24 protein-coding genes and 1 tRNA gene are annotated in these 26,751 nt (G+C 72.4%); 15 read left to right on the top strand and 10 right to left on the bottom strand.

Features of this window, described 5'->3' with window-relative positions:
* Nucleotides 1-481: 481 nt before the first annotated feature.
* Together ACWEOH_RS13910 and ACWEOH_RS13905 are read right to left on the bottom strand one after the other, a co-directional pair.
* Nucleotides 482-1,318, bottom strand: coding sequence for an aldo/keto reductase (locus tag ACWEOH_RS13910; protein ID WP_452031794.1), 837 nt, complete (start codon nucleotides 1,316-1,318; stop codon nucleotides 482-484).
* 107 nt (nucleotides 1,319-1,425) lie between these two features.
* Nucleotides 1,426-2,271, bottom strand: a complete 846-nt coding sequence (locus tag ACWEOH_RS13905) for a CPBP family glutamic-type intramembrane protease (protein ID WP_452031792.1) — start codon at nucleotides 2,269-2,271, stop codon at nucleotides 1,426-1,428.
* An 80-nt stretch (nucleotides 2,272-2,351) separates the two neighbouring features.
* On the opposite strand from ACWEOH_RS13905, the gene hrpA reads away from it, so the two are divergent.
* Nucleotides 2,352-6,368 (top strand): ATP-dependent RNA helicase HrpA, encoded by a 4,017-nt coding sequence (hrpA, locus tag ACWEOH_RS13900; protein WP_452031790.1) that lies wholly within the window; start codon nucleotides 2,352-2,354, stop codon nucleotides 6,366-6,368.
* Nucleotides 6,369-6,387: 19 nt separating this feature from the next.
* Here hrpA and ACWEOH_RS13895 read toward each other — a convergent pair whose 3' ends face one another.
* Nucleotides 6,388-6,909: an SRPBCC domain-containing protein gene (locus ACWEOH_RS13895; protein WP_452031788.1), complete on the bottom strand. Its 522-nt coding sequence runs from the start codon at nucleotides 6,907-6,909 to the stop codon at nucleotides 6,388-6,390.
* A complete protein-coding gene (locus tag ACWEOH_RS13890) occupies nucleotides 6,909-7,268 on the bottom strand; it encodes an ArsR/SmtB family transcription factor (RefSeq protein WP_452031786.1) in 360 nt (119 codons plus the stop codon). The genes ACWEOH_RS13895 and ACWEOH_RS13890 overlap by 1 nt, the downstream gene beginning before the upstream one ends.
* 88 nt (nucleotides 7,269-7,356) lie before the next feature.
* On the opposite strand from ACWEOH_RS13890, the gene ACWEOH_RS13885 reads away from it, so the two are divergent.
* The 8 genes from ACWEOH_RS13885 (at nucleotide 7,357) to ACWEOH_RS13850 (ending at nucleotide 14,602) form a co-directional block, all read left to right on the top strand.
* Entirely contained in the window at nucleotides 7,357-8,565 is a 1,209-nt protein-coding gene (locus ACWEOH_RS13885; RefSeq protein ID WP_148734025.1) for an MFS transporter, read from the top strand.
* 14 nt (nucleotides 8,566-8,579) lie between these two features.
* Entirely contained in the window at nucleotides 8,580-9,416 is an 837-nt protein-coding gene (locus tag ACWEOH_RS13880) for an aldo/keto reductase (protein ID WP_452031784.1), read from the top strand.
* Nucleotides 9,417-9,555: 139 nt separating this feature from the next.
* Complete coding sequence (locus tag ACWEOH_RS13875) at nucleotides 9,556-10,521, top strand: DUF4349 domain-containing protein (protein ID WP_452031782.1); 966 nt, start codon at nucleotides 9,556-9,558, stop codon at nucleotides 10,519-10,521.
* Between the two features lie 9 nt (nucleotides 10,522-10,530).
* A complete protein-coding gene (locus tag ACWEOH_RS13870; protein ID WP_452031780.1) occupies nucleotides 10,531-11,694 on the top strand; it encodes an acyl-CoA dehydrogenase family protein in 1,164 nt (387 codons plus the stop codon).
* 107 nt (nucleotides 11,695-11,801) lie between these two features.
* On the top strand, nucleotides 11,802-11,978 hold the full coding sequence (locus ACWEOH_RS13865; protein ID WP_452031778.1) for a hypothetical protein: 177 nt from the start codon (nucleotides 11,802-11,804) through the stop codon (nucleotides 11,976-11,978).
* Between the two features lie 3 nt (nucleotides 11,979-11,981).
* Nucleotides 11,982-12,860 carry a metal-dependent hydrolase gene (locus tag ACWEOH_RS13860; RefSeq protein WP_452031776.1) on the top strand — a complete coding sequence of 293 codons (879 nt, stop codon included), beginning with the start codon at nucleotides 11,982-11,984 and terminating at the stop codon, nucleotides 12,858-12,860.
* Nucleotides 12,861-12,906: 46 nt separating this feature from the next.
* The gene (locus tag ACWEOH_RS13855) at nucleotides 12,907-13,401 is read left to right on the top strand and encodes a cation:proton antiporter regulatory subunit (RefSeq protein WP_452031774.1); all 495 of its coding nucleotides are present in this window, start codon (nucleotides 12,907-12,909) and stop codon (nucleotides 13,399-13,401) included.
* A gap of 10 nt (nucleotides 13,402-13,411) precedes the next feature.
* Entirely contained in the window at nucleotides 13,412-14,602 is a 1,191-nt protein-coding gene (locus tag ACWEOH_RS13850; protein ID WP_452031772.1) for a cation:proton antiporter, read from the top strand.
* 13 nt (nucleotides 14,603-14,615) lie between these two features.
* Here ACWEOH_RS13850 and ACWEOH_RS13845 read toward each other — a convergent pair whose 3' ends face one another.
* Complete coding sequence (locus ACWEOH_RS13845; protein ID WP_148734019.1) at nucleotides 14,616-15,737, bottom strand: LLM class flavin-dependent oxidoreductase; 1,122 nt, start codon at nucleotides 15,735-15,737, stop codon at nucleotides 14,616-14,618.
* A gap of 178 nt (nucleotides 15,738-15,915) precedes the next feature.
* Between ACWEOH_RS13845 and ACWEOH_RS13840 the strand changes: the two genes are divergently transcribed.
* From ACWEOH_RS13840 to ACWEOH_RS13825, 4 genes are all read left to right on the top strand, one after another.
* On the top strand, nucleotides 15,916-16,575 hold the full coding sequence (locus tag ACWEOH_RS13840; protein ID WP_452031770.1) for an NADPH-dependent F420 reductase: 660 nt from the start codon (nucleotides 15,916-15,918) through the stop codon (nucleotides 16,573-16,575).
* Nucleotides 16,576-16,661: 86 nt separating this feature from the next.
* Nucleotides 16,662-18,065, top strand: coding sequence for a M20/M25/M40 family metallo-hydrolase (locus ACWEOH_RS13835; protein ID WP_452031768.1), 1,404 nt, complete (start codon nucleotides 16,662-16,664; stop codon nucleotides 18,063-18,065).
* A 36-nt stretch (nucleotides 18,066-18,101) separates the two neighbouring features.
* The gene (locus ACWEOH_RS13830; RefSeq protein ID WP_452031766.1) at nucleotides 18,102-19,547 is read left to right on the top strand and encodes an MFS transporter; all 1,446 of its coding nucleotides are present in this window, start codon (nucleotides 18,102-18,104) and stop codon (nucleotides 19,545-19,547) included.
* A gap of 42 nt (nucleotides 19,548-19,589) precedes the next feature.
* On the top strand, nucleotides 19,590-20,285 hold the full coding sequence (locus tag ACWEOH_RS13825; protein WP_452031765.1) for a DNA alkylation repair protein: 696 nt from the start codon (nucleotides 19,590-19,592) through the stop codon (nucleotides 20,283-20,285).
* A 6-nt stretch (nucleotides 20,286-20,291) separates the two neighbouring features.
* Here ACWEOH_RS13825 and ACWEOH_RS13820 read toward each other — a convergent pair whose 3' ends face one another.
* A complete protein-coding gene (locus tag ACWEOH_RS13820; RefSeq protein ID WP_452031763.1) occupies nucleotides 20,292-21,815 on the bottom strand; it encodes an MFS transporter in 1,524 nt (507 codons plus the stop codon).
* A gap of 97 nt (nucleotides 21,816-21,912) precedes the next feature.
* Between ACWEOH_RS13820 and ACWEOH_RS13815 the strand changes: the two genes are divergently transcribed.
* Together ACWEOH_RS13815 and ACWEOH_RS13810 are read left to right on the top strand one after the other, a co-directional pair.
* Complete coding sequence (locus ACWEOH_RS13815) at nucleotides 21,913-23,454, top strand: glycosyltransferase family 39 protein (RefSeq protein ID WP_452031762.1); 1,542 nt, start codon at nucleotides 21,913-21,915, stop codon at nucleotides 23,452-23,454.
* 55 nt (nucleotides 23,455-23,509) lie between these two features.
* The gene (locus ACWEOH_RS13810; RefSeq protein ID WP_452031760.1) at nucleotides 23,510-23,839 is read left to right on the top strand and encodes a histone-like nucleoid-structuring protein Lsr2; all 330 of its coding nucleotides are present in this window, start codon (nucleotides 23,510-23,512) and stop codon (nucleotides 23,837-23,839) included.
* A gap of 48 nt (nucleotides 23,840-23,887) precedes the next feature.
* On the opposite strand, the gene ACWEOH_RS13805 is transcribed toward ACWEOH_RS13810, so the two are convergent.
* The 4 genes from ACWEOH_RS13805 to galU form a co-directional block, all read right to left on the bottom strand.
* Nucleotides 23,888-23,960, bottom strand: a tRNA-Ala gene (locus ACWEOH_RS13805).
* A 91-nt stretch (nucleotides 23,961-24,051) separates the two neighbouring features.
* Complete coding sequence (locus tag ACWEOH_RS13800; protein WP_452031758.1) at nucleotides 24,052-25,116, bottom strand: hypothetical protein; 1,065 nt, start codon at nucleotides 25,114-25,116, stop codon at nucleotides 24,052-24,054.
* 52 nt (nucleotides 25,117-25,168) lie between these two features.
* Nucleotides 25,169-25,831 (bottom strand): GNAT family N-acetyltransferase, encoded by a 663-nt coding sequence (locus tag ACWEOH_RS13795; protein ID WP_452031757.1) that lies wholly within the window; start codon nucleotides 25,829-25,831, stop codon nucleotides 25,169-25,171.
* A 2-nt stretch (nucleotides 25,832-25,833) separates the two neighbouring features.
* Complete coding sequence (galU, locus tag ACWEOH_RS13790; RefSeq protein WP_452031755.1) at nucleotides 25,834-26,733, bottom strand: UTP--glucose-1-phosphate uridylyltransferase GalU; 900 nt, start codon at nucleotides 26,731-26,733, stop codon at nucleotides 25,834-25,836.
* Between the last annotated feature and the right edge of the window lie 18 nt (nucleotides 26,734-26,751).

The raw sequence follows: 26,751 nt of genomic DNA, 5'->3' as shown, positions 1-26,751 counted from the left end.
AGGAGTTCAATCTCTGACTGAGAAACAATCAATACTGACTGTCCATCAATCCAAAGGAATCCCACCCCCACCAAAGCAGGGGTCGGGGTTCAAAATTGGCATTGAACATAGTGCACGCTGTTGAGTTCTCAAGGAACGGACGCACCCGAGTTACGGCCTCGCGGCCTGCTCTCAGGGCAACCTATCTATCGTACCACCTCCGAAGCGGGCTACGGAACACGCGGTTCCAGCCGGCGGCCGGATCGGCCTGGAGGATGCGACGCGAACGTCGGTCCTCTTCGGGAGTGGCTTTCCATCTTAGGCTTGAAATCACCGAGTCGCAATGCGACTTCGAGGCTGTTTGGCTAAGACGCTCTCGCCCGTCTCGGCCGGGCCGCTTCCGCTTCCCGCACCGCCGTGGCGACATGTAAGAACTTACGGGGCGCCGCCCGCTCCCGCCAAATCAGGGCTGCATCCCGGGCGTGTCGCGGCATCCGTCGGGTCAGTGCACTTCATCGGGGTGCGCGCTCACGCGGCCCTCGCGCTCGAGGTCGGTGATGGCCCGCACCTCGGCCTCGTCGAGCTCGAAGTCGAAGACGTCGAAGTTCTCGGCCATGCGCTCGCGCCGGTTCGACTTGGGGAACACGATGTGGCCGCGCTGCAGGTGCCAGCGGATCACGACCTGCGCCGGCGTCTTGCCGTGCGCCTCGGCCGGGCCCGTGATCTCGGGCAGCTCGAAGAGCGGGTACTTGCCCTGGCCGAGCGGTCCCCAGGCCTCGATGGCGATGGCGTGCTCCTCGGCGAAGGCCGCGGTCTCGGGCTGCTGGTGGGCGGGGTGCAGCTCGATCTGATCGACGGCCGGCACGACGTCGGTCTCGTCGAGCAGGCGCTGGAGGTGGGGAGCGAGGAAGTTCGAGACGCCGATCGAGCGCACGCGTCCCGACTCGCGCAGGCGCTCGAACGCCTTCCACGTCTCGACGTAGCGATCGTTCCGCGGCGTGGGCCAGTGGATCAGGTAGAGGTCGAGCACCTCGAGCCCGAGCCGGTCGAGGCTGCGGTCGAACGCGTCGAACACCGACTGCGTGCCCTGGTCGTCGTTCCACAGCTTCGTCGTGACGAAGAGCTCCTCGCGCGGGATGCCGGAGTCGGCGAGCGCGCGACCGACGCCCTCCTCGTTCCCGTAGATGCGCGCGGTGTCGATGTGCCGGTAGCCGACCTCGAGCGCGTCGGTCACGATGCGCTCGGTCTGCTTCGGGTCGACCTTGAAGACGCCGAAGCCGAGCTGCAGGATGGAGTTGCCGTCGTTCAGCTGGATGCGGGGAACCGGGGGTTGGGTCATGATCCTCATCCCATCACGCCGGTCGCGGCATCCGGCAGGGGCTTTCGCTCCCCGCGAATCCCGCGCTCGCAGTGATCATGACCGAGACCGGATGCCGCGTGGACGCGTCAGCCGGCGAACGCCTCGGGCGGAAGGAAGGCGATGAGCAGCGCCGGCGCGCTCGTCATGAGGTTCACGAGGAAGTGGGCCACGATGATCGGCATGAGCCGGCCCTGCCGGCGCACGATGATGCCCGAGCCGATCCCCCAGACGAAGAACGCGACGAGGTAGATCACCACGACGTCGGGCGTGGCGGCGTAGAACACGTGCTGCACGGCGAAGATCGCGGCGGGCACCACGATCGCCCAGACCGGGCGCCAGCCGCGGGCGAACAGTCCGCCCTGCGAGTACCCGCGGAAGACCAGCTCCTCGGTCGGCGCGTTCAGCGGAGCGAACGTCACCACGGCGATGACGGCGAGCGCGGTGAGCACGGTCCGATCGAACACCGGCTGGTAGCCGACGTCGTAGAACAGCGTCTCGAACCGCGTGAAGAGCGCGGCGCCGAAGAGCGCGAAGCCCGTGGCCAGCACCGCGACGATGAAGGGGATCCACAGCACGACGAGCCAGAGGATCCCCCAGAGCACGTCCGTGCCGAGTCGGCGCCACGAGAAGTCGATGAGGTCCCGTGCTCGCAGCCCCTCGTCGTGCAGGGCACGACGCACGAGCGCGAGCGACACGAGGTTCACGACGAGCATCGACACGGCCGCGTAGAGCATCATCGGCGGGAAGGCGGCGGCGTCGCCGGCCGCGACGAGGATGAGCCAGGTCGCGACCGCGGCGAGTCCGACGAGCACCACCCGGAGGATCGGGAGGCCGACGAGTCGGGAGACGGGAGCCGGCTCCGGCGCGGCGGCGGGCGGCGCCTGCGCCGTCGTCGACGGGACACGAGCCGACGATGCGGCATCCGCGGTCATGGGGCGTGTCTAGCATGCCGGCGGCCCGATTCGCTGGAGCGACCGGTCGAGGTCGCACCGACGGCATACGATGGAGGGCTGTGCTACCCGCGATCACCTATCCTGCCGACCTGCCCGTCTCGGGGCAGCGCGAGGAGATCGCACGCGCCATCCGCGACCACCAGGTCGTGATCGTCGCCGGCGCGACCGGCTCGGGCAAGACGACGCAGCTCCCGAAGATCTGCCTCGAGCTCGGCCGTGAGCGGATCGCGCACACCCAGCCGCGCCGCATCGCCGCCCGCACGATCGCGGAGCGCATCTCGGAGGAGCTCGGCGTCGAGCTCGGCGACCTCGTCGGCTACCAGGTGCGCTTCACCGACCGGGCGAGCGAGGCCACCCGCATCAAGGTGATGACCGACGGCATCCTGCTCAACGAGATCCACCACGATCGCGACCTCCGCCGCTACGACACGATCATCATCGACGAGGCGCACGAGCGCAGCCTCAACATCGACTTCCTGCTCGGCTACCTGAAGCGGCTCCTCCCCCGCCGCCCCGAGCTGCGGGTCATCGTCACGAGCGCGACGATCGACCCCGAGAGCTTCGCGAGGCACTTCGCGGATGCCACGGGCGAGCCCGCGCCCGTCATCGAGGTGTCGGGGCGCACCTACCCCGTCGAGGTGCGGTACCGGCCGCTCGTCGCCGAGTCCCCTTCGACGGGCTCAGGGGACGACTCCGACGACGAGGGCGCCGCCGCCGAGGACCGCGACGTGCAGCGGGGCATCCTCGACGCGCTCGACGAACTCGACCGCGAGGCACGCGGCGACGTGCTCGTGTTCCTGTCGGGCGAGAGCGAGATCCGCGACGCGGAGGCCGCGGTGCGCGCGCACTTCCCTTCGACGGGCTCAGGGAACGGCGGGCGCGGCGGCGAGACCGAGGTGCTCCCCCTCTACGGCCGGCTCTCGTCGGCCGACCAGCACCGCGTGTTCGAGCCCTCGAAGGTCGCGGGCCTGCGCCGACGCATCGTGCTCGCCACGAACGTCGCCGAGACGAGCCTTACGGTGCCCGGCATCCGCTACGTCGTCGACGCCGGGACGGCGCGCATCAGCCGCTACTCGGCGCGATCGAAGGTGCAGCGCCTGCCGATCGAGCCGATCTCGCAGGCGTCGGCGAACCAGCGGTCGGGGCGCTCGGGCCGCACGAGCGACGGCATCGCCATCCGCCTGTACGCCGAGGGCGACTTCGAGAAGCGCTCCGAGTACACCGATCCCGAGATCCTGCGCACCAACCTCGCGGCCGTCATCCTGCAGATGGCCTCGCTCGGGCTCGGCGCGGTGGAGGACTTCCCGTTCCTCACGCCGCCCGACACCCGCGGCATCCGCGACGGCCTCGACCTGCTGCGGGAGCTCGGGGCGATCGACGACGACGGCGAAGGTGACGGCCCGCAGCTGACGCGCGTCGGGCGGCAGCTAGCGCGACTGCCGATCGAGCCGCGGTTCGCCCGCATGGTGCTCGAGTCGAAGACGCAGGGCGTGTCACGCGAGGTGCTCGCGATCGTGGCCGGCCTCACGATCCAGGACCCGCGCGAGCGCCCGCTCGACAAGCGAGAGCAGGCCGACGGCTTCCACGCGAGGTTCGTCGACCCCAGCAGCGACTTCCTCTCGCTCCTCAACCTCTGGAACCACCTCGAGGAGCGGCAGCGCGAGCTCTCGGGCAGCGCGTTCCGGCGCATGTGCAAGGCGGAGTTCCTCAATTACCTGCGGGTCCGCGAGTGGCAGGACCTCTACCGGCAGCTCGTGCGCCTCGCGAAGCCGCTCGGGCTGCACGTGGCGAAGGACGCCGGCGCACCCAACCCCGACGGGATCCACCGGGCGCTCCTCGCCGGGCTCCTCTCGCAGATCGGCCTGCGCGACGACACGAAGACCTCGAGCGGCCGGGGCGGTGCCGGCTCGGCCCGCGAACAGGAGCGGCGCGGCCGGCGGCAGCAGGCCGAGTTCCTCGGCGCCCGGAACGCGCGGTTCGTGGTGTTCCCCGGCTCGGCGCTCGCGAAGAAGCCGCCGGCGGCGCTCATGAGCGCCGAGCTCGTCGAGACGAGCCGCCTGTTCGCGCGCACGAACGCGGCCATCGACCCGGCCTGGGCCGAGCAGCTCGCCGGCCCGCTCGCGAAGCGCACCTACTCCGAGCCGCGGTGGGAGCGCCGGCAGGGGTCGGCCGTCGCCGACGAGAAGGTCACGCTCTTCGGCGTGCCGATCGTGGCGAAGCGGCGCATCCAGCTCGCCCGCGTCGACGCGCCCCTCGCGCGCGAGCTCTTCATCCGGCACGCGCTCGTCGAGGAGGACTGGGACACGAGCCGCCTCGACCGCCGCCTCTTCTCGTTCGTGCGGGCCAACCGCGCGCTGCGGCGCGAGCTCGGCGAGGTCGAGGAGCGCACGCGCCGTCGCGACATCCTCGCCGGCGACGAGGCCGTCGTGGCGTTCTACGAGGCGCGGGTGCCGGCGGATGTCGCGGACACGCGAGCGTTCGAGCGCTGGTGGCGCGGCGAGCACCGCACTCGACCCGACCTGCTCACGATGACGCGCGCCGACCTGCTCGGCGACGAGGCCGACGAGGACCGCGGCGACGGCTTCCCCGATCGCTGGCGGCAGGCCGACCAGACCTACTCGCTCGCGTACCGGTTCGAGCCCGGAGCCGAGGACGACGGCGTCACGGCCGTGGTGCCGCTCGTGCTCCTGCCGCGCGTGCGCCCCGACGGGTTCGACTGGCAGGTGCCGGGGCTGCGCGACGAGCTCATCACGGCCATGCTCCGCACGCTGCCGAAGGTGCTGCGCCGCCAGGTCGTGCCCGCCGCCGAGTGGGCGGCGCGGATCTCGGCCGAACTGCCCGACGGCCCAGAGGGCGGCGCCGAGCGCGAGCCGTTCACGGCGATGCTCGCGCAGGCGATCCGGCGGCTCACGTTCGCGCCCGTCGACCCGTCGGACTTCGACCTCGAGCGCGTGCCGCCCCACCTGCGCGTCACGTACCGGGCCGTCGACGAGCGCGGCCGCACGCTCGGGTCGTCGAAGGACCTCGCCGAGCTGCAGTCGCGGCTCGCGAGCCGCAGCCGTGATGCGGTGGCGAAGGCCGTGACGGGGAACTCGCGGGGCGACGGACCGTCGAAGACGTCCACGCGAACCGCGGCACACGAGCAGCCCGAGCTCGAGCCGCCCGCGTCGCGGGCTTCGGGGCCGGCGGGAATCACCATCGCCGAGAGGTCGGGCATCACGACGTGGGAGTGGGACGAGCTGCCCGCGCACGTCGACACGCGCCAGGCGGGCAACGTGATCCGCGCGTATCCGGCACTCGTCGACGAGAAGACGTCGGTCGCGCTGCGCCTCGTCGCCACGGCTGAGGAGCGCGACCGGGCGACGCGGCGCGGCATCCGTCGGCTGCTCGTGCTCGCGACGCCGACACCCGTCGCCTACGTGCAGGAGCACCTGTCGAACGAGGAGAAGCTCTCGCTCGCGGCGAGCGCGTACTCGAGCACGCGCGCGCTGCTCGACGACTGCCTGGCGGCCTGCGTCGACGCCGAGCTGCGGGCGCGTCACCCCGACGGCCTGCTGCGCACGCGTGCCGAGTTCGAGGCCGTACACGATGCCGTGTCGGCCGGCGTCGTCGACCGCATGTTCGAGACCGTCGCCCTTGTCGCGCGCATCCTGAAGGCCGCGCGCGAGGCCGACCGGGCCATCTCGGGCGCCTCGAGCATCCACCTGATGGCGGCCCTCGGCGACATGCGGGCGCAGCTGGCCGGGCTCGTGCCGAACGGCTTCGTGTCGGCGACCGGGCTCGAGCGGCTGCGGCACCTGCCGCGCTACCTCGAGGCCATCACGTTGCGCGTGCGCAAGCTCGTCGACAACCCCGGACGCGACCGGCAGGCCGCGAACCAGCTCGAGCCGGCGGTGGCCGCGTTCGAGGCGGCCGGTGGGCGGATCCCGATCGACCCCGAGGCCGACCCGCGGCTCGTGCGCGTGCGGTGGATGCTCGAGGAGCTGCGCGTCGGCCTGTTCGCGCAGGAGCTCCGCACGGCCGAGACCGTGTCGCCGCAGCGCATCGCGAAGGCGCTCGCCGAGGTCGGGGTCTGAGCGCCGCGGCGCCGCGCGGTCAGTCCTCCGCGACGCCTCCCGCGACGCCGAGCGTTGCGAACCGCTCCGCGTAGGCCGGCGCGAGCTCGCCGAGGCGGCGGACCCACGCATCGCGGTCGCGCGGCGCGTCGGGCTCGGCGAGGTGCCGGGAGAGCGCTTCGAGGTAGGCATGCCAGCCGGGCCCGTACTCGGGCTGCGTCACGTGCTCGTGCCGGATGTGCAGGCGGGTGCGCTCGCCGTCGGGTTCGAGCGCCACGGTCAGCAGGCTCGGCGGCTCGCCGACGACGGTCCAGGTCGTCGTGAAGCCGTGCGGCCGGTCGCATTCGGTGACCTCGCCGTCGCAGTAGACCGTCCCGTCCGTCCCGAACGCCTGCCATCGGCCGCCCAGCCGGAACTCGCCGCGGTGCACGGCCATGAAGCGCGCGAGGCGCTCGGGTGTCGTGATCGCCTGCCACAGGTCGTCGGGGTCGGTGTCGTACACCTCGTGGAACTCGAGCAGCAGCCCGGGCTCGTCGGGGGCGATGTCGCTCGTCACGGCCATCATGGCTCCTCTCGTGGGGTGCGCCCTGCTGCGGTGCGACGGCTGCGCTTTCCACGGGCCACCTCGGTGTGCAGCGCCGCGAGCCCCGCGGTCCACATCGCGCGGTAACGCTCGAGCTGGCGGTCGGCGTCGTCGAGCCCGCCGGGGTCGATGGAGTACAGCCGGCGCGCGCCATCGGGGCGCACGGTGGCGAAGCCGTGCTCGCGCAGGATGCGCAGCTGCCGCGACACCGCGGGCTGCGTGATGCCGAACTCCCGGCCCACCACGTCGACGACCTCGCCCGCGCTCGTCTCGCCGCCGGCCAGGAGGTCGAGGATGCGGCGGCGCACCGGGTCGCCGAGGACGTCGAACGCGTGCACGCCGTCAGGCTATCACTTCACCGTTATATACGCCATTGCTGATAGGCGCGTTCCCGCGGCATCCCCCCTCGAATAGAGTGGACGGACCGTGGGCAGCTACACCGATCTCCTCAGAACCTCGGGCGTCGCTCGTATCATCGCCGCCCAGCTGACCGCTCGGTTCCCCTCGGGGATGCTCTCGCTCGCGTTCCTCCTGCACGTCGAGCAGCAGACCGGCTCCTACGGTGCGGCGGGCCTCGTGCTCGCCGCCACGTCGATCGGCCAGGCCGTCGCCGGACCCCTCACGAGCCGGCTCATGGGCCGCCTCGGCATGCGCCCGGTGCTCATCACCACGCTCGTGATCTGCGCGACCGCAGTAGTCGCCATCGGCGTGCTGCCGCTCACGGTGCCGGCCTACATGGCGGTCGGCCTGGTGGCCGGCCTCTCGACGCCGCCCGTGCAGTCCGCCGTGCGCACCATCTACCCGAAGATGGTGAACTCGCGCCAGCTCACGCCGCTCTTCTCGCTCGACGCGTCGGCGCAGGAGATCATCTGGGTCGTCGGCCCGGTCGTCACGACGTTCGTCTCCACGCAGATCGGCACGGTGTGGGGCATCCTGCTCGCCGCGGCCATGATGATCGGCGGCGGCATCTGGTTCATCTCCTCCCCCGAGCTCGGGCGCGTGCGCATCCCCCGCTCCAAGCGGCGGTTCGGCGCGGTGCTCACCCGCCCGCCGGTCATGCTCGCGACGATCGTCGGCTTCCTCCTCATCGGCGCGTGCGCGGCGGTCGAGGCGGGCGTCGTCGCCGTGTTCGGTCACGACGGCGCCGAGGCCGGCATCGTGCTCGCCATCTTCTCGGTCGGCTCCCTCGCGGGCGGCCTCTTCCTCGGCCACGTGCCGATCGGGCCGTGGTCGACCGCCCGCCGCATGTTCATCGTCTTCGCGGGCATGGCGCTCGCCGCATTCGTCATGGACTTCTGGTGGCTCTCGGCGACCCTCTTCATCGCCGGCATCGGCATCGCGCCCGCGCTCGCCGTCCTGTTCGCGATCGTGTCGGCGAGCGTGAAGTTCTCGGACACCGCCGAGGCGTACGGCTGGGTCGGCACCGGCCAGCTCATCGGCGCGGCGCTCGGCTCGGCCGTCGCCGGCTTCCTCATCGACGGGTACGGCGCGCAGGGCGCGTTCGTCGCGGCCGCCGCGCTCGCCCTGCTCGGCGTCCTCGCCGCGGTGCTCGGCAAGCCGTGGCATCCCGACCTGCGCGAGCGCGACGCGAGCCCCATCCCCGACACCGAGCCGGTGCCGGCGCAACCCAGCTGAGAGGAGCCACGACGATGACGCAGCCGCCCGTCACCCCGGCGCCCAGCCTGTCGCTCGACGACGGCAACACGATCCCGCAGCTCGGCTTCGGCCTCTACAAGGTGCCGGCATCGGATGCCGCGCGCCTCAGCCGCGAGGCGATCGCCATCGGGTACCGGCACCTCGACACCGCCGCGCTCTACGCGAACGAGGAGGGCGTCGGCGAGGCCGTGCGCTCGGCGGAGGTGCCGCGCGACGAGCTCTTCGTCGCCAGCAAGGTCTGGATGGACGACAACGGCTACGACTCGACGCTGCGCGCGTTCGACGCGAGCATGCAGCGGCTCGGCCTGGCGACGCTCGACCTCTACATGATCCACTGGCCGGTGCCCTCCACCGACCTGTACGTGGAGACGTGGCGGGCGCTCGTCCGACTGCAGGAGGAGGGACGCGTGCAGTCGATCGGCGTGGCGAACTTCCACGCGCATCACCTCGAGCGCATCATCGGCGAGACCGGCGTCGCGCCCGTCGTGAACCAGGTCGAGCTGCACCCGTGGCTGCCGCAGGAGGAGCTGCGCGCGTTCGACGAGGCGCACGGCATCCGCACCGAGGCGTGGTCGCCCCTCGCGCGCGGCCGCGTGCTCGGCACCCCGCTGCTCGCCGACATCGCCGACAAGCACGGACGTACGCCCGCGCAGGTCGTGCTGCGGTGGCACCTCGAGCTCGGCAACATCGTGATCCCGAAGGCGTCCTCGCCCGAGCGGCTGCGCGAGAACCTCGACGTGTTCGACTTCACGCTCGACGACGAGGACCTGGCCGCGATCGCCACCCTCGAGAGCGGCGAGCGCACGGGCCGCGATCCCGACCTCGACTGAGCTCACATCCCGCTGAACGAGCGGCAACCGGGGTTCGTTGGGGCCGTTCGGCGATTCACAGCGAAGCGCAATCCGATCGTGACCGGACTCCCAGCAGGGGTCCAGACATGCGATCGGGGCCGGGCAATACGGTGAGCCCATGAGACGACGACTGGTCCCCGCAGCGGCCGCGGCCGCCCTCCTCGCACTGCTCCTGGCCGGCTGCACCGCGGGCGCCGGCCAGTCCGAGGCGCCCGTCATGGAACCGGGCGAGATGGCGCCGCCCCAGCAGCAGGTCGAAGGCGAGGATGCTGCGGGCGGGACTGCCGACGGCGAGCAGTTCGCCGACCGCAGCATGATCACCGTCGGCTGGGTCTCGATCACGGTCGAGGACCCGGTCGATGCCGCGCAGCAGGCCGTGGACCTCGCGGAGGCGCGAGGCGGACGCGTCGACAGCCGCACCGAGACGCCGGGCACCGACGCCGAGCCGCCGAGCGCCTCGCTCACCCTCCGCATCCCGTCGGACGACCTCGATCCGTTCCTCGCCGAGCTGCGCGAGCTCGGCACGGTCAGCGCCGTGTCCATGAACGCCTCGGACGTCACGCAGCAGCGCAAGGACCTCGACGGACGCATCGACGCGCTCACCGCCTCCGTCGACCGGCTGCAGCAGCTGCTCTCCGAGGCGACGACGATCGCCGACCTGATCGCCATCGAGTCCGAGCTCACGACCCGGCAGGCCGAGCTCGACAGCCTCACCCAGCAGCGCGACGCGCTCGTCGACCAGGTCGACTACTCGACCATCACGGTCGACCTCGTGACCGAGGAGGTCGCGCCCGATCCGCAGCCCGACGACTTCTGGAGCGGCCTCGCGGCCGGCTGGAACGCCCTCATCGGCTTCGCGACCTGGCTCGGCATCGCGGTCGGCGTGCTGCTCCCGTGGGCGCTCGCGGCGCTCGTCATCGGGGTGATCGTGCTCGTCATCGTGCTCGTCGCGACGCGCTCGCGTCGCTCGAAGCCCGCCGCGCCCGACGCGACGCCCGGGGCATCCGACCCGTCGCCGCCGGCCGCGCCCACGGCATCGGATGCCGCGCCCCAGCCCCCGCGCGAGCGGACACCGCAGGCGTAGTCTGGCGTCGTGAGCGAGACGCCGGACACCCTGCTGCACGACGAACTCCTCGAACGGGTGCGCGAGCGCGCAGCAGGGTACGACCGCGACAACGCGTTCTTCGTCGACGACCTCGCCGAGCTCCGCGACGCGGGGTACCTCACGGCGCTCGTGCCCGAGGCGTACGGCGGGCTCGGCTGGGGCTTCGACGACGCCGTCCGCGCGCAGCTGCGGCTCGCGGGCGCCGCCCCCGCCACGGCGCTCGCCGTGAACATGCACCTCGTGTGGACGGGGGTCGCGAAGATCCTGCGCGACCGCGGCGACGACACGCTCGACTTCCTCCTCCGCGAGGCGGGACAGGGCGAGATCTTCGGCTTCGGCATCAGCGAGGCGGGCAACGACCTCATGCTGTTCGGCTCGCGCACCGCGGCCGAGCCCCAGGCCGGGGGCGGCTACCGCTACTCGGGCCGCAAGGTGTTCACGTCGCTCTCGCCGGCGTGGACCCGCCTCGGCACGATGGGCCTCGACACCGCCTCCGCCGACGCGCCGAAGATCGTCTACGGGTTCATCGACCGCGAGGACCCCGACGTTCGCATCCTCGACGACTGGGACACCCTCGGCATGCGCGCGACGCAGAGCCGCACGACCGTGCTCGACGGCGCGTTCGCCGCGCCCGACCGCATCGTGAGGCGGCTGGACCCGGGCCCCAACGCCGACCCGCTCGTCTTCGGCATCTTCGCGAGCTTCGAGCTGCTGCTCGCGGCCGTCTACGCGGGGATCGGCGCGCGGGCGCTCGACCTCGCCGTGGCCGCCGCGCACCGGCGCACCTCGATGAAGCGCGACGGCGCCCCGCTCTCGCAGGACCCCGACATCCGCTGGCGCATCGCCGACGCCGCCATCGCGCAGGAGGCGCTCGAGCCGCAGCTGCTCGCCGTGGCGCGCGACCTCGACGGGCTCGTCGACCACGGCCAGATGTGGTTCGCGAAGCTCGTGGGCGTGAAGGTGCGCTCCACCGAGACGGCGAAGCACGTCGTCGACCAGGCCGTGCGCGTGGCGGGCGGCTCCTCCTACTTCGCCGGCTCGGAGCTCGGCCGCCTCTACCGCGACGTGCTCGCCGGCATCTTCCACCCGTCCGACGACGAGTCGGCGCACGGCACGGTCGCGAACGCGTGGCTCGGGCCGCTCGACGCGTGATCGAGCGGATGCCGCGCCATCGCGGCATCCGCCGGGCGCGTCGCGCCGCCGCCCACTAGGCTGGGCATCGCGGCGCCGCAGCCGCACCAGCCGCTCCAGGAGGTCCCGTGAACGTCGTCGCCTTCATCATCGCCATGGCCTTCTTCTGCTTCGGCATGCTGCTCATGGGCTACGCCCCCGAGCTGCAGGGCCTCGAGGCCGTCGTCTTCCTCGGCGGCATCCTCAGCGTCGCCATCGCGGTCGCCATCCCGGTCAACATCCTCGGCCGCGGCGACGGCGTCTGACGGGTGACCCTGCCCCAGCGCGACACGCGCGTCACCTACCCCGGCGGGGCGCTCACCGCGACGAGTCGCGTGCTGCACGTCGCTCCCGCGCCCGAGGGCCGCCTCGCGGTCGTCACCGAGACGACGAGCTTCCACCCGGTGGATGCCGCGTGGCCCGACCAGCCCGCCGACGCCGGCGTCATCCGCGCGAACGGCGTCGACCTCCCGGTGCGCGACGCCGTCGTCGCCGCCACCGACGGCACCGACCTCCACCTCGGCGACGACATCCCGGTTCGCAAGGGCACCGAGGGCTGGGCGTTCCTCGTCGCGCACCTCGTCGACGGCGACGCGGCGATCGCCGAGGGCGACGACGTCGAGATCGAGGCGGATGCCGCGACGCGGCGCGAGCTCTCGACCGGCCACACCGCCTGCCACCTCGCCTCGCTCGCGCTCAACCGCGCGCTGGCCGACCGGTGGTCGAAGCCCGCGCGCGAGGACTCGCTCGGCAGCCCCGACTTCGACGGCGCGGCCATCGCCTCGTCGCGCATCCTGCCCGACGGCTCGCTCGACCGCTACCGGCTCAACAAATCGCTGCGACGGGCGGGATTCGACACGGCGTCGCTCGCCGGTGAGCTCGACGACGTGCGCAGCGCCGTCGCCGAGCAGCTCGAGCGCTGGATCGCGTCGGGCGCCGTCGTGCGCGTCGAGGCGGCGGGCGACGGGCTCACCGACCGGCGCACCTGGGTCTGCGAACTGCCCGAGGGCACGGCGCGCATTCCCTGCGGCGGCACGCACGTCACCTCCGCGACGGAGCTCGGCTCGGTGGCCACCTCGTTCGCCGTGGTGGACGACGGCGGCACGCCGGTGCTCGAGATGTCGAACGCCGTCCATCCCCGACACTGAACGCGCACTGCCGGAGGCACCCTCCAGCGGGGTTACCATATGCCTCGTGGGTATTCACATCGAGAAGGTCGATCTCCCCGGGATCGGCTTCCGCCACGACCTCGTCACCGAAGGCGGTCGACGGATCAGCGTGGTTTCGCACCGGGACGGTGAGCGCGACCTCGGCGTCTTCGACGTCGACGACCCCGACGCCTGCCGTGACTCCATTCCGCTGAACGACGACGAGGCCGCGGCCCTCGCCGACGTGCTCGGCGCATCCGTCATGCTCAGCCGCCTCACGGCCCTCAGCGATGAGACCGCGGGCCTCTACACCGAGCAGATCGCGCTGCCGACGGACTCGCCGTACCTGAACCGGACGCTGGGCGACACGAAGGCGCGCACGCGCACGCACGCGTCCATCGTCGCGATCGTCCGCGACGGCGCGATCATCCCCTCCCCGACGCCGGCCGAGCCGCTGCGCGCGGGCGACGTCATCGTGGCCGTCGGCACTCGTGAAGGACTCGACGGAGTAGCCCGGCTGCTCTCCAACGGCCCCGACTGAGGCGGGCCGCATGCACGAGACCACGCTGCTCCTCATCGAAGTCGGCGCGCTGCTTCTCGGCATGAGCCTGTTGGGGCGTCTCGCGCTCCTCATCGGGATCTCGCCGATCCCGTTCTACCTCCTGCTCGGCCTCGCCTTCGGCGAGGGCGGCTTCGTGCCGCTCGACGCGAGCGAGGAGTTCCTGCAGACCGGCTCCGAGATCGGCATCATCCTGCTGCTCGCGTTGCTCGGCCTCGAGTACACGGCGACCGAGCTCTTCGGCAGCCTGAAGTCCGCCCGCGTGCCCGGCATCGTCGACGCGCTGGCCAACGCGCTCCCGGGCGCCGCGATGGCGATCCTGCTCGGCTGGGGCCCGGTGGCCGCCGTCGCGTTGGCCGGCGTCACGTGGGTGTCGTCGTCGGGCGTCATCGCGAAGCTCCTGCGCGACCTCGGTCGCCTGTCGAACCGCGAGACGCCGGCGATCCTCGCCGTCCTCGTCATCGAGGACCTCGCGATGGCGTTCTACCTGCCGGTGCTCTCGGCCATCGTCATCGGCGTGAGCGTGCTGCAGGGCGCGATCTCGGTGGCGATCGCCGTCGCCGTCGTGACCCTCATCCTCTACGTCGCCCTCCGGCACGGCCATGTCGTGTCGCGGCTGTTCCCCGCCGACCAGTACGAGCCGCTGCTGCTCGGCGTCCTCGGCCTGACCATGCTCGTCGCCGGCCTCGCCGCCCAGGTCGGCGTCTCGGCCGCCGTCGGCGCGTTCCTCGTGGGCATCGCGCTGTCGGGGCGGGTCGCGGCCAACGCGAGCGCCGTGCTCACGCCGTTGCGCGACCTGTTCGCCGCGACGTTCTTCGTGTTCTTCGGCCTGACCTCCGATTCGTCGAAGCTCGTGCCCATGATCCTGCCCGCTCTGGGGCTCGCGATCGTGACGATCGTCACGAAGCTCATCTCGGGCGCCTACGCCGCGCGGCGGGCCGGGGTCGGCACGCTCGGCCAGTGGCGTGCGGGCTTCGCGCTCGCGCCGCGCGGCGAGTTCTCGATCGTCATCGCGGGCATCGCGGTGACGGCCGGCGTCGCGCCGGGCATCGCCCCGCTCGCCACCGCCTACGTGCTCATCACGATCATCGCGGGCACGTTCCTCGCACGCGTCCCCGACGCCACGTGGTTCCGCGCGGCCGTGCGGCGCCGGGCGGCGAAGCCGGCGCCCGGCACCGCCTGACCGACTCCGCCGGCTACTCCGCGGGCTGCTCGGCGGCGGCCGCGGCATCCGCCCGATCTGCCGCGGCGAGCGCGTCGAGCTCGGCGTCGGCCGCATCGGATGCCGCGAGGAGCTCGCGCACGCGGGGCACGACCTCGGTGCCGTACCGCTCGATGCTGCCCATCATCGCCTCGTGCGGCAGCGTGCCGTTCGAGTACTTGAGGTCGAAGCGCACGGCACCGATCGCGCGCATCGCCGCGGCGATCTTCTGCGCGACGGTCTCGGGCGATCCGGCGTAGAGCGCGCCGTTCGGGCCCGCCTCGCCCTCGAAGTGCTCCCGGGTCACGGGGCCCCAGCCGCGCTCCTTGCCGATCCGGTCGATGATGACCTTGTAGTGCGGCCAGAGCGTGTCGAGCGCCTCCTGGTCGGTGTCGGCGATGAAGCCGGGCGAGTGCACGGCGACGGGCTGCGGCTGGTGGCCGAACTGGTCGAGTGCGCGGCGGTAGAGGTCGGCGAGCGGCGCGAAGCGGGCGGGGCTGCCGCCGATGATCGCGAGCACGAGCGGCAGGCCGTAGTGCGCGGCGCGCACGACCGACTCGGGGCTGCCGCCCACGCCGACCCACGTCTTCAGGTGCCCGTGCTCGACGGGCGGGTAGACGAGCTGGTCGGTGAGCGGTGCGCGCAGCTCGCCCGTCCAGGTGACCGGCTCCTGCGTGATGAGCTCGGAGAAGAGGTTGAGCTTCTCCTCGAACAGCTCCTGGTACTGGTTGAGCTCGAATCCGAAGAGCGGGAACGACTCGATGAACGAGCCGCGTCCGAGGATGACCTCCGCACGACCGCCCGAGAGCCCGTCGAGCGTGGCGAAGCGCTGGAACACGCGCACGGGGTCGTCGGAGCTCAGCACGGTGACGGCCGAGCCGAGGTGGATCCGCTCGGTGCGGCCGGCGATGGTGCCGAGCACGACCTCCGGCGCGGAGACGGCGAACTCGTGCCGGTGGTGCTCGCCCACGCCGAAGAAGTCGAGGCCCAGCCGGTCGGCCAGCACCGCCTCGTCGACGACGTTGCGCAGCACCTGCGCGTGCGTGAGCGTCGACCCGTCGGCCGCGACCGTCACGTCGCCGAAGGTGTCGAGTCCGAATTCGTAGCGCTCGGCCATGTCCTGCCCCATCTCCGCGTCTCCATGCGTACGCATCCCACCGGAACCCACGTGAGCCCGAGACTATTCCCCCGGCGCCCGCGCGGGAATGCGCGGCGGCGTGGGAATGCGCGGCGACGAAGGGGCGTTGCCGGTGGATGTCGGCGCATGGATCCAGCGCGTCGGCGAGAATGGAGACGTGGACGTGACGGACCGGCCGGTCATCGGCATCTTCGGTGCGGGGAAGGTGGGCACCGCGCTCGCCCGACTCCTCGTGGCATCCGGGTACGAGGTCCGCATCACCGGCTCGCCCAGACAGACCGCGCTCGACCTGCTCGTCTCGGTGGTCGCGCCCGGCGCCCGGGTGCTCCCGCCCGCGGAGCTCGTGGCCGAGGCCGACGTCATCATCGTCGCCGTGCCGTTCGGCAAGGCGGGCACGGTGCCGTGGGAGGACTTCGGCGGCAAGGTCGTCGTCGACGCCATGAACTACTGGCCGCCGGTCGACGGCCACATCGACTCGGTCGACGCCGACGAGCGCTCGACGAGCGAGATCAACGCGGCCAGGAACCCGCTGGCGCGCGTCGTGAAGTCGCTGAACCACCTCGGATACCACGAGATGGAGGACGACAGCATGGACGCGGGCTCGCCGCTGCGCCGTGCCATCGCCGTGGTCGGCGACGACCCCGAGGCGCGTGCCGTGCTCGCGGGCATCATCGACGACATCGGCTTCGACGCCGTCGACGGCGGTCCGCTCGCCGCCGGCCGGGCCCTCGAGCCGGGGCATCCGGCGTTCGGTCGCGAGCTCTCGTCGACCGAGCTCTCGGCGCTGCTCGCGCCCGCTGCGCACCTCGCGGCCTGAGCGCCGCCCCTGGTCGTCGAGGAGCGCCGCCGAAGGCGACGCGTATCGAGACGCACCCGCGGCATCCGCTCGAATATGGTGGAGCAATGCCCGACCCCGTGACCGTGCGGCCCGGCGCCGCCGAGCGCCTCTCGCGCATGGTGCAGCTGCCGACGGTGTCGGCCGAGCTCGACGAGCGCGGACTCGTCGACTTCGACCGGTTCCGCGACCTCGTCGCCGAGCTCTACCCGCTCGTGCACGAGCACCTCGCCTTCGAGCAGGTCACCGACGTCGGGCTGCTCTACCGCTGGCGCGGCTCGGGCGACGACGACCCCGTCGTGCTGATGGCCCACTTCGACGTCGTCCCGGCCGTCGACGACGACGGCTGGACGTTCCCGCCCTTCGAGGGGCGCATCCACGACGGCTCCGTCTGGGGCCGGGGCACCCTCGACGACAAGGGTCCGCTGCTCGTGATCCTCGAGGCCGTCGAGAACCTGCTCGCCGACGGATTCGTGCCCGAGCGCGACGTGTACCTCTCGTTCGGCGGCAACGAGGAGAGCCACGGCGCCGCCGCCCGGGCCGCCGCCGACCTCTTCCAGGATCGCGGCATCATCCCGTGGCTCGTGCTCGACGAGGGCGGCGCCGTCGTCGACGCGCCGCTGCCGTTCGTGCACGTGCCCGCCGCCATGGTCGGCGTCGGCGAGAAGGGCATCGTGACGGTGCGGCTCTCGGCGCTCGGCGAGGGCGGGCATGCGTCGACGCCGCCCGCGACCACGGCCACCGCACGCATCGCGCGCGCGGTGCACCGCCTGTCGCCGAACCCGTTCCCGAAGCGCACGCCGCGGTCGCTGCGCACGATGCTGTCGACGTTCGCGCCGCACACGCGCGGTCCGGTCCGCCTCGCGCTGCGCGTGCTCGCCGCGACACCGTGGCTGACCGCGCGGCTGTTCGCGCGCCTCGACGGCGAGCCCGCGGCGCTCGTGCGCACGACCGTCGCCGCGACCATGCTCGAGGGCGGGTCGGCCCCGAACGTGCTCCCTGCGCGCGCGGCGGCCACGCTCAACCTGCGCATCGCGGTGGGCGAGACCGTCGGCACCACGGCCGCCCGCGTGCGGCGCGTGGTCGGCGACCCGGCCGTCGACGTGCAGGTGGTCGAGGGCAGCGACCCGTCGCCCGAGTCGCCGACCGACACCGCGCAGTTCGCCGCGATCGCCGCCGCCGTCGACGCGTCCTACCCGGGCGCCATCACCGCGCCGTACCTCATGATGGCGGCGACCGACTCGCGGTGGTTCCACCGCTTCTCGCCGGCCGTGTTCCGCTTCGCCCCGATCGCGATGACGGCGGGCCAGCGGGCGGCGATCCACGGGGTCGACGAGCACGTGACGATCGACAGCCTCGAGCGCGGCGAGCGGTTCCATCGGGCGCTCATCACCTCCCTGAACGACGACGGAGGACCGGCGGCGGGGGCCGGCCGCGGGCAGGTTGCGGAAGTGGGGCATCCGACCCACTAGGGTGATTCCACCCCCGATCCCGAAGGAGTCGCGAAGATGCGCGCTGCCAGACTCGGACCGGTCGCCGCGATCGTCGGCTTCCTCGCGTTCGTCGAGTTCACGAGCGGCATCCTGCAGGGCTACTACACCCCGCTGCTCACCGACATCGCGCGGCACCTCGGCATCCACGACGCCGACGTGAACTGGCTCGAGGGCACGCAACTCATGCTCTCGGCGCTCGTCGTGCCCGCGTTCGCGAAGCTCGGCGACATGGTGGGCCACAAGCGCATGCTGCTGTGGTCGACGGCGATCACGGCGGTGGCCTCGACCGCGCTGGCGTTCACCGACCAGTTCTGGGTGTTCCTCGTCGCGTGGGCGCTGCAGGGCTTCTACGTGGTCTGGCTGCCGCTCGAGGTCGCGCTGATCTGGTCGCGCAGCCGCTCGGCCGAGCGTCCGGCCGCGATGACGCGCAAGGCCGCGGGTCTGCTCGTCGCGGCCCTCGAGCTCGGTGCGATCGCCGGTGCGCTCTCGGCGGGGGCGCTGGCCGACGTGCTGCCGATGACGGTGCTCCTGCTGGTGCCTGCGATCGCGGTCGTGGCGTGCTTCTTCGTCGTGTGGGTCGGCGTGAAGGAGTCGCCCGACCTCGCGGGCGGCTCGCTCGACACCGTCGGCCTGGTCATCATCTCGCTCGCGCTCCTGGCGCTCACGGGCGGCCTCAGCTTCATGCGCCTGAACGGACCGGCGGACCTGCTGAGCTGGGCGCTCGTGGCGCTCGGCGTGCTGCTCGTCGTGCCGTTCGCGCGCTGGGAGCTGCGCCACCCCGACCCGCTCATCGACGTGCGCATGTTCCGCTCGCCGTCGCTCTGGCCGGTGTTCCTCACCGCGGGCCTCTTCGGTGTCAGCGTGCTGGGCGCGCAGGCGCCGCTCTCCACGTTCGCGCGCACGGATGCCGCGGAGGTCGGGTACGGGCTCGGCGCCACGAGCTTCCAGACCTCCCTCCTCGTCGGCGCCTACGTGCTCTCCCTCGTCGTCGGCGCCATGCTGTTCCCGCTCGTCACCCGCTGGGTCACCCCGCGCATCGCGCTCATCGGCGCCAGCTCGCTCGTCGCCCTCGGCTACCTCCTGTTCCTGCCGTTCCACGACGGATACGCGCAGGTGCTCGCGAACATGATCATCGCCGGCATCGGCTCGGGCGCCCTCGTCGCCGCACTGCCCGCTGCCGCCGCAGCGGCGGCGCCCGCGCACCAGACCGGCGTCGCCACGGGACTCACCAACTCGGTGAAGACCGTGGGCGGTGCGATCGCCTCGTGCGTGTTCGGCATCGCGCTGCTCGGCGCGGCCGGCGATGCAGCCACGTCGACGGCCGGCTCCTTCGCCGGCTACGTCACCGTGTGGCTCGTGTGCGGCGTGACCGCGGCCGTCGCCGCCGTGCTCCTCGCGTTCGTGCCCAAGCTCGCGTTCTCCGACGCGCCCGCCGCCGAGGGCGCCGCCGTCGTACGCTGAGAGCCGGAGCCGCCGGCGGGGCGCGGCCGATCGGGAGGCACGATGACGGATGCCGCGACGCTCGTCGCCACGCTCGAGGGGATGGCGAGCGATGAGGAACGCGCGAAGTACACGAGGTACTTCGCGCCCGATCCCGACGCGCCGTTCATCGGCGTGCGGATGGGCGCCGTGTTCGACCTCGCGAAGACCGCGCTCGACCTGCCCGTCCCGGAGCTGGAGGCGCTGCTCGAGGAGCCGACGCACGAGGTGCGGGCGCTCGCGTGCAGCATCATGGGCAAGTCCGCGGCGCACCGTCGCACGTCATCCGAACGACGGGCCGACCTCTACGAGCTGTACCTCCGCCGTCACGACCGCATCGACCAGTGGGACCTCGTCGACCTCGCCGCGCAGCAGGTGGTCGGCGGCTACCTGCTCGATCGCGATCGGGCGCCGCTCGCCCGGCTCGCGGCATCCGGATTCTGGCCCGAGCGCCGCACCGCGCTCGTGGCGACGTTCGCGTTCCTCAAGCGCGGCGAGGCCGACGATGCGTTCGAGCTCGCCGAGACGCTGGTCGACGACCCCGAGCCGCTCGTGCAGAAGGCGCTCGGCTGGGTGCTGCGCTCCGCGGGCGACGTCGACCGCGACCGGCTCACGGCGTTCGTGGAGGGGCACGCCGCGACGATGCCGCGCGTCGCGCTGCGAGCGGCCATCGAGCACTATCCGAAGGAGGAGCGGGCGCGCATCCTGGCGATCCGCTGACCCCGCTCAGTCGGCCGCGACCTCGACCGCGTCCTTCGACAGCGAGCGCTGCTGCCGGCGGCGCGCGCCGAGGTCGAGCAGGCCCACACCGAACGCGATCGCGACGAAGAGCGCGACGGCGGTCATGCCGAAGCCGTACGCGTCGTGGTACACCGAGAGGTCCTGCGTGTCGGCCATGCCCGTCTCGCGGTAGATCGTGGCGTAGAAGAGCGACAGCGCGACGGCCGTGCCGACCGCGGTGCCGATGCGCTGCCCGAGCTGGCCCACCGAGCCGGCCAGGCCGCCCTGCTTCACCGGGATGTCGGCGAGCGCGAGCGTCTGGTTCGGCGAGATCACGAGGCCGCCGCCGAAGCCGGCTACGACCATCGCACCGGCCATGGCCCATGGCGTGAGGTCGGCCGGGGTGTACAGCGCCGCGAGCACGAGCAACCCGATGCCGAGGAGCACGGTCGCGAGGCCCCAGACGACGAGCGGCCGGCCCAGCCGGTTCACGAGGTTGCCGCCGATCCACGACGAGATCGCGCTCATGAGGGCGAAGCCGATGCTCACCATCCCGGCGAAGACGGGTGCGAGGCCGAGGCCGTGCTGCAGGTAGAGCGTGGTGAGCAGGAACATCGACGGCGCGGCGGCGAAGTACGCCGACGCGAGCACCGTGCCGTTGCGGTAGGAGCTCACGCCGAACAGAGAGAGCGGCACGAGCGGATGCTTGCCGGTCGCCGCGTAGTGGCGCTCCCACGCGACGAACGCGGAGGCGGCGAACACGAACACGACGAGCAGCCACCACCGCGCGGGGTTGTCGGTCGGCGAGCCCGTGGTGAAGAGGAACGGCCACATGAGCGCCACCACGGTGATGCCGAACAGCAGGAGGCCGACCGGGTCGAGCTGCAGCTTCCGCGTCGACGGGAGCCGTGTCTCGGGCAGGAGCCACAGCGCGAGCGCGATCGCGATGAGCGAGAGCGGCACGTTCATCCAGAAGATGCCGCGCCAACCGTCTTCGGGGCCGCCGATCGCGATGGCGAGGCCGCCCAGCGTCGGGCCGAACGCGGTCGCGATGCCGATGGTGGCGCCGAACAGGCCGAACGCCTTGCCGCGCTCGGGGCCCCGGAAGAGCTGCTGGATGATCCCCAGCACCTGGGGCATCTGGATGCCGGCCGCGACGCCCTGCAGGAGGCGGGCGACGAGGAGCACGATGCCGTTCGGCGCGAGGGCGCAGGCGAGGCTCGTGAGCGTGAAGAGGGTCAGGCCGATGACGAAGAGCGTGCGACGCGAGCGCTGGTCGCCGATGCGGCCGGCGGGCACGAGCGTGAGGCCGAACGTGAGCACGTAGCCCGAGACGATGAGCTGCAGCTCGGTCGAGCTCGCATCGAACGCCGACTCGATCGACGGCAGCGCCACGTTGACCTTCGAGAGGTCGAGGATCGTGAGGCCCGCCACCGCCACGCACACCCAGTACGCGCGCCAGCGCTTGGCATCGGACAGCGGGATCGACAGCGTGGGCGGCTGCGGCGCGGGCGTTGGCGGTTGCGACATCCCGACCAGCCTATGCCCGAGTGCCGAGCCGCTCGGAAGGCACGATCCGTTCCGGACGACGACTGCTCGGCGTACGCTCGAACGAGAGGCGATGGCGATGGCCGAGGTGTTGACCTTCGCGGCTCCGTCGGCGGAGTCGGCACGTTCCGCGGCCACGTGGAGTGACGGCCGCGTCGCCGCCGTCGTCGGGAGCGCCTCCGCCGCGGTCGCGCTCGCCGGCTCGTGGATCCCCTCGCTGTGGGGCGACGAGGCCGCGAGCATCATGTCGGCGCAGCGGGAGTGGCCGTCGCTCTTCGCGGTGCTCGGCACGGTGGACGCCGTCCACGGGTTCTACTACGCCCTCCTGCACTTCTGGATCGACCTCGTCGGCACCTCGCCGTTCGCCCTGCGACTTCCCTCGGGGCTCGCCATCGGGACGGCTGCCGCGGGCCTCTACCTGCTGGTGCGCACGTCAGCGGGATGGGGGGTCGCGGTGGTCGCGGCCGCCGTGTTCACCGTGCTGCCGCGGGTCGCCCAGATCGCCGTCGAAGCCCGGCCGACGCCGTTCGCGGTCGCCATCGCGGTCTGGCTGACCCTGCTGTTGCTGCGCCTCGTCGATCTGCGGGCTCGTGGCGCGTGGTGGTGGGTCTACGCCGGCGGCCTCGCCCTCGGCACATACCTGTTCCTGTACGTCATCCTCCTCGTGCCCGTGCACGTCGTCGCCGTCGTCGCCGGGACGCTCGACCGCCGCAGACGCGAGGCCCGGACGCCGCGGATCCGCCCCTTCCTCCTCGCATGGTCCTGCGCCGTGGTGCTGGCGGTGCCGATCTGCGTGATCGCCGTGCTGCAACGACGGCAGGTCGCGTTCCGTGGCAGCCAGCCCGCCGTGACCTTCGAGACGGTGGTGGTCGCGCCGTGGTTCATGCTGCCGACGTTGGCGTTCGCCGGCTGGGTGCTCATCGCGATCGGCATCGCCGCCGCCGTCGTCCACCGGCACGACCCGTCGTGGCGCGGACGCACGCGCCTGCTCGTGCTGAGCGCGGCCTGGGCGGTTATCCCCGCCGCCGCGCTGCTGCTCGTCACCGCCTTCGCGACGCCCGTGTACACCGCGCGCTATCTCGTGCTCACGGCGCCCGCGGCGGCCATCGCGATCTCCGTCGGCGTCTCCGTGCTGCCGTGGCGGCGGTCGCACGTCATCGCCGCCGCCCTGATCGCGGCGCTCGCGCTCCCGGCGATCGTCGACCAGCGCCTCCCCTACGCGAAGAACTTCGGCACCGATTGGCAATCGGTCTCGGCCGTCGTCGCGGAGCACTCCGTCGTCGGGGACGGGATCGTGTTCGACGAGAGCGTCCGACCGTCCCTCCGGCCCCGCCTCGCGATGTACACGTATCCCGAGGGCTTCCACGGTCTCGTGGACCTGGCCCTCGTCCGCTCCCATGACGAGACCGACGGGCTGTGGGACGTCACGGCGCCCCTCTCGGTGGTCGACCATCGCCTCGAAGGCGTCGATCGCGTCCTCGTCGTGCTGCGGAGCCGTCGCGGCGCGGACCCCGACGTCGCCGTGCTGCGCGAGCGCGGGTTCGTCCTCACCGCGCTGCATCCGATCGAGTCGTCCCGCGTCGCCGTGTATGAGCGGGACGCAGCGGGAACGCGGGACTAGGCTCGGGACCAGCACCGGCGCCCCTGCGCCGTCTCCCGACGAAAGGACTTCCGTCGTGTCGAAGAAGACCATCGTGACGCTCGTGGACGACCTCGACGGCACCGACGCCGCTGAGACGATCGCCTTCGCGGTCGACGGCGCCGCGTACGAGATCGACCTGTCGGCCGACAACGCCGCCGCCCTGCGCGCGACGTTCGAGCCGTACGTCAAGGCCGGCCGCCGCACGAGCGTGTCCCGCCGCGGCGGACGCTCCTCGTCCGCCGGCTCGGGCGGCGCGACGCCGAAGGAGATCCGCGCGTGGGCCGCCGACAACGGCGTCGACGTGCCCGCCCGCGGCCGCATCCCGGCCGGCGTGCACGAGCAGTACCTCGCCGCGAAGGGGTAGCCGGAAGCAGTGCGAGGTCGGCTTCCGAAGAAGCCGACCTCGCGTCGGTGGACCCAGGGGGATTCGAACCCCCGACCTTCTCATTGCGAACGAGACGCGCTACCAACTGCGCCATGGGCCCGAGCCGTGAACGACTCTATCACCACTCGGCGCGCGGGAATGACCACCCGCCGGCTCGGGCCGGACGGGTCGCCCGTCGGTCGGTCCGACGTTCAACCGGCCTGGCGACGGCGGCGCAGCACGGCGTCGAGGTCGCCGAAGCCCGGCGGCGCCTCCTCGACGATGCCCATGCGGGCATACGGGCTCGCCGGCTCCGCCTCGAGCGTGCCATGCGCCTCGCGACGAGCGACAGCAGGGGCACCGGATGCCGCGGGCGCCTCGGTCCCGCGGGCGGGCCGTTCGATCGACGGCACCGCCGGCTCGAGCTCCTCGGCGCGGCGCGCCAGCTCCGCCTCGACGGAGGAGCGGCGCAGCTGCTCGGCGGCCTCGATGGACGCCATGGCGGCCGCAGCGATCGTGCCGCGCGAGAGGTGGAGCGGCTTGGGCAGCGGCTGCGGCGTCCAGCCGTGGTCCTCGGGCTCATCCTCGACGAGCTCGATGGGCTCGAACGGCTCCGCTTCCGGCACGGCGACCGGGGCCGCGACGGGTGCGGCGATGCGCACGCGGGCGAGTCCGACGAGGAACGTGAACGCGAGCACCATCGCGAGGGCGCCGCCGGCCGCGATGAGCAGGGACGCGCCGAACGCCGCCGCGACGAGCCCACCGACGACGGTGAGCAGCCCGGCGAGCAGGAGCAGCGAGGAGAGCCCACGGCGGCGGCGGAGCGAGCGGCGGCGCCTCGCGGCATCCGTCGACGCCGCGCCCGCCGACGCCGCACCCGTCGACGCAGTGCCCGTCGACACCGGCGCGACCGTCGGGATCGGCTCCGTGATGGGCGCGGCCGACGCGGCCAGCTCGCGCGCGGCCTCGGCCGCCTCCTCGGCGGCGCGGCGCTCGGCGATCGCGAGGTGCTCGGCGGCCTCGGCGGCGAGCCGGGCGGTGACCTCGTGCTCGTGCAGGATGCGCTGCTGCGTCGCGACCTCGCGCGCGGTGGCCTCGACGCGCACGGCCTCGGGCGTCTCGGCGGTCTCCGCGAGGATGCGCAGCGTCTGCTGCAGCCGCACCGCATTGCGCTCGGTCGCGAGGTACTGCCGGCGGCGCAGCCAGCTCGGCAGGAGGTACGCGATCCAGAGCGCGGCGGCCGCTGCCACCAGCACGCCCCCGCCGATCACGTCCATGCGACCACGCTAGGACAACGCGGACGGATGACTCTGCTGGACGCGCGCGTGTTCAGCGATCGGCGACGTGCAACGGGTACGCGGCGGCCGCACGGTCCTCGGCACTGATGCGCGCGGCGTCCTCGGGCACGCGTCCTTCGTGCCAGCGGCGCAGCACGCCCCGCGGCACCTCCTCGGCCACGAGCGCGAACGAGAAGTGGTCGCGCCAGTCGCCGTTGATGTGGATGAACCGCCGCCGCAGGCCCTCGTAGCGGAAGCCGAGCTTCTCGACGACGCGCAGCGACGGGGCGTTCTCGGGACGGATGCAGATCTCCATGCGATGCAGGCGCAGCGTGGAGAAGCAGTAGTCGGTCGCGAGGGCGACGGCGGTCGGCGTGATCCCGCGACCGGCGTGGGCCTGCGACACCCAGTAGCCGATCGTCGCCGACGACAGCGAGCCGAAGGTGATCGACGAGACGTTGAGCTGGCCCACGAGCTCGCCGTCGACCTCGATGACGAACGGCAGGGCGTTCCCGGTGCGGGCGTGGGCGAGCAGGTTGCGGATGCTCGCACGCGTGTCGATGACCGTGCCGCCGCCGGGGTAGGTCGCCTCCCACTGGCGCAGCCACGAGCGGTTGTCGAGCAGAACGCGCTCGAGCACCTTGGCGTCGCGCGCGCGGATCGGCCGCAGGGTGACGTCCCCGTCACGCAGCGTGGGGATCGCGGCCGTCGCCATCGTCAGCTCCGTTCGAAGCCGGCGACGTACTCGGCGAGCCACGGCTTCAGCTCGGGGCCGAGGTCGTCGCGATCCGCGGCGAGCTGGATGACCGCCTTGATGTAGTCGAGCTTGTCGCCCGTGTCGTAGCGGCGACCGCGGAACACGACGCCGTAGACGCCGCCCGCGCCGTCGAGGTCCCCCGCCATCTCCATGAGCGCGTCGGTGAGCTGGATCTCGCCGCCCTTGCCCGGCGGGGTGCGCTCGAGGATGTCGAACACCTCGGGCTTCAGCACGTAGCGGCCGATGACCGCGAGGTTCGACGGCGCGACGTCGGCGGCGGGCTTCTCGACGAGGCCCGTGACGCGCACGACGTCGGGGTCGTCGGTCGCCTCGACCTGGGCGGCCCCGTACAGGTGGATGGAGGCCGGGTCGACCTCGAGCAGCGCGACGATCGTGGCATTCCGCCTGCCGTGCTCGGCGAGCATGCGGGTGAGCAGCGGGTCGCGGGCGTCGATGAGGTCGTCGCCGAGCAGCACGGCGAACGACTCGTCGCCGACGTGCTTGCGGGCCCGCAGCACCGCGTGGCCGAGGCCCTTGGGGTCGCCCTGGCGCACGAAGTGCACGTCGGCCAGGTCGCTCGACTCCTGCACCTTCGAGAGCTTGGAGTCGTCGCCCTTCGTCTCGAGCGTGTACTCGAGCTCCGCGACGCGGTCGAAGTGGTTGGCGAGCGCGTTCTTGTTGCGCCCGATGATCATGAGGACGTCGTCGAGCCCGGCGGCGACGGCCTCCTCCACGACGTACTGGATCGCAGGCTTGTCGACGACCGGGAGCATCTCCTTCGGCATCGCCTTGGTCGCCGGGAGGAACCTCGTCCCGAGGCCCGCCGCAGGGATGACGGCCTTCGTGATCCGTTGAGTCATGCGGACAGCGTATCCGGA

The sequence above is a fragment of the Agromyces sp. NPDC004153 genome, from assembly GCF_053603635.1.
Note: the sequence above shows the minus strand (reverse complement) of the source record. Positions and strands in the feature narration are given on the sequence as shown.

Bases quoted from the DNA above. Each gene is read 5' to 3' on its own strand.
- ACWEOH_RS13800 (WP_452031758.1), bottom strand. From the start codon at position 25,116: ATGGACGTGATCGGCGGGGGCGTGCTGGTGGCAGCGGCCGCCGCGCTC.
- ACWEOH_RS13795 (WP_452031757.1), bottom strand. From the start codon at position 25,831: ATGGCGACGGCCGCGATCCCCACGCTGCGTGACGGGGACGTCACCCTG.
- ACWEOH_RS13835 (WP_452031768.1), top strand. From the start codon at position 16,662: ATGCCCGACCCCGTGACCGTGCGGCCCGGCGCCGCCGAGCGCCTCTCG.
- ACWEOH_RS13880 (WP_452031784.1), top strand. From the start codon at position 8,580: ATGACGCAGCCGCCCGTCACCCCGGCGCCCAGCCTGTCGCTCGACGAC.
- ACWEOH_RS13875 (WP_452031782.1), top strand. From the start codon at position 9,556: ATGAGACGACGACTGGTCCCCGCAGCGGCCGCGGCCGCCCTCCTCGCA.
- ACWEOH_RS13830 (WP_452031766.1), top strand. From the start codon at position 18,102: ATGCGCGCTGCCAGACTCGGACCGGTCGCCGCGATCGTCGGCTTCCTC.
- galU (WP_452031755.1), bottom strand. From the start codon at position 26,733: ATGACTCAACGGATCACGAAGGCCGTCATCCCTGCGGCGGGCCTCGGG.
- ACWEOH_RS13850 (WP_452031772.1), top strand. From the start codon at position 13,412: ATGCACGAGACCACGCTGCTCCTCATCGAAGTCGGCGCGCTGCTTCTC.
- ACWEOH_RS13825 (WP_452031765.1), top strand. From the start codon at position 19,590: ATGACGGATGCCGCGACGCTCGTCGCCACGCTCGAGGGGATGGCGAGC.
- ACWEOH_RS13910 (WP_452031794.1), bottom strand. From the start codon at position 1,318: ATGACCCAACCCCCGGTTCCCCGCATCCAGCTGAACGACGGCAACTCC.
- ACWEOH_RS13905 (WP_452031792.1), bottom strand. From the start codon at position 2,271: ATGACCGCGGATGCCGCATCGTCGGCTCGTGTCCCGTCGACGACGGCG.
- ACWEOH_RS13845 (WP_148734019.1), bottom strand. From the start codon at position 15,737: ATGGCCGAGCGCTACGAATTCGGACTCGACACCTTCGGCGACGTGACG.
- ACWEOH_RS13820 (WP_452031763.1), bottom strand. From the start codon at position 21,815: ATGTCGCAACCGCCAACGCCCGCGCCGCAGCCGCCCACGCTGTCGATC.
- ACWEOH_RS13895 (WP_452031788.1), bottom strand. From the start codon at position 6,909: ATGGCCGTGACGAGCGACATCGCCCCCGACGAGCCCGGGCTGCTGCTC.
- ACWEOH_RS13815 (WP_452031762.1), top strand. From the start codon at position 21,913: ATGGCCGAGGTGTTGACCTTCGCGGCTCCGTCGGCGGAGTCGGCACGT.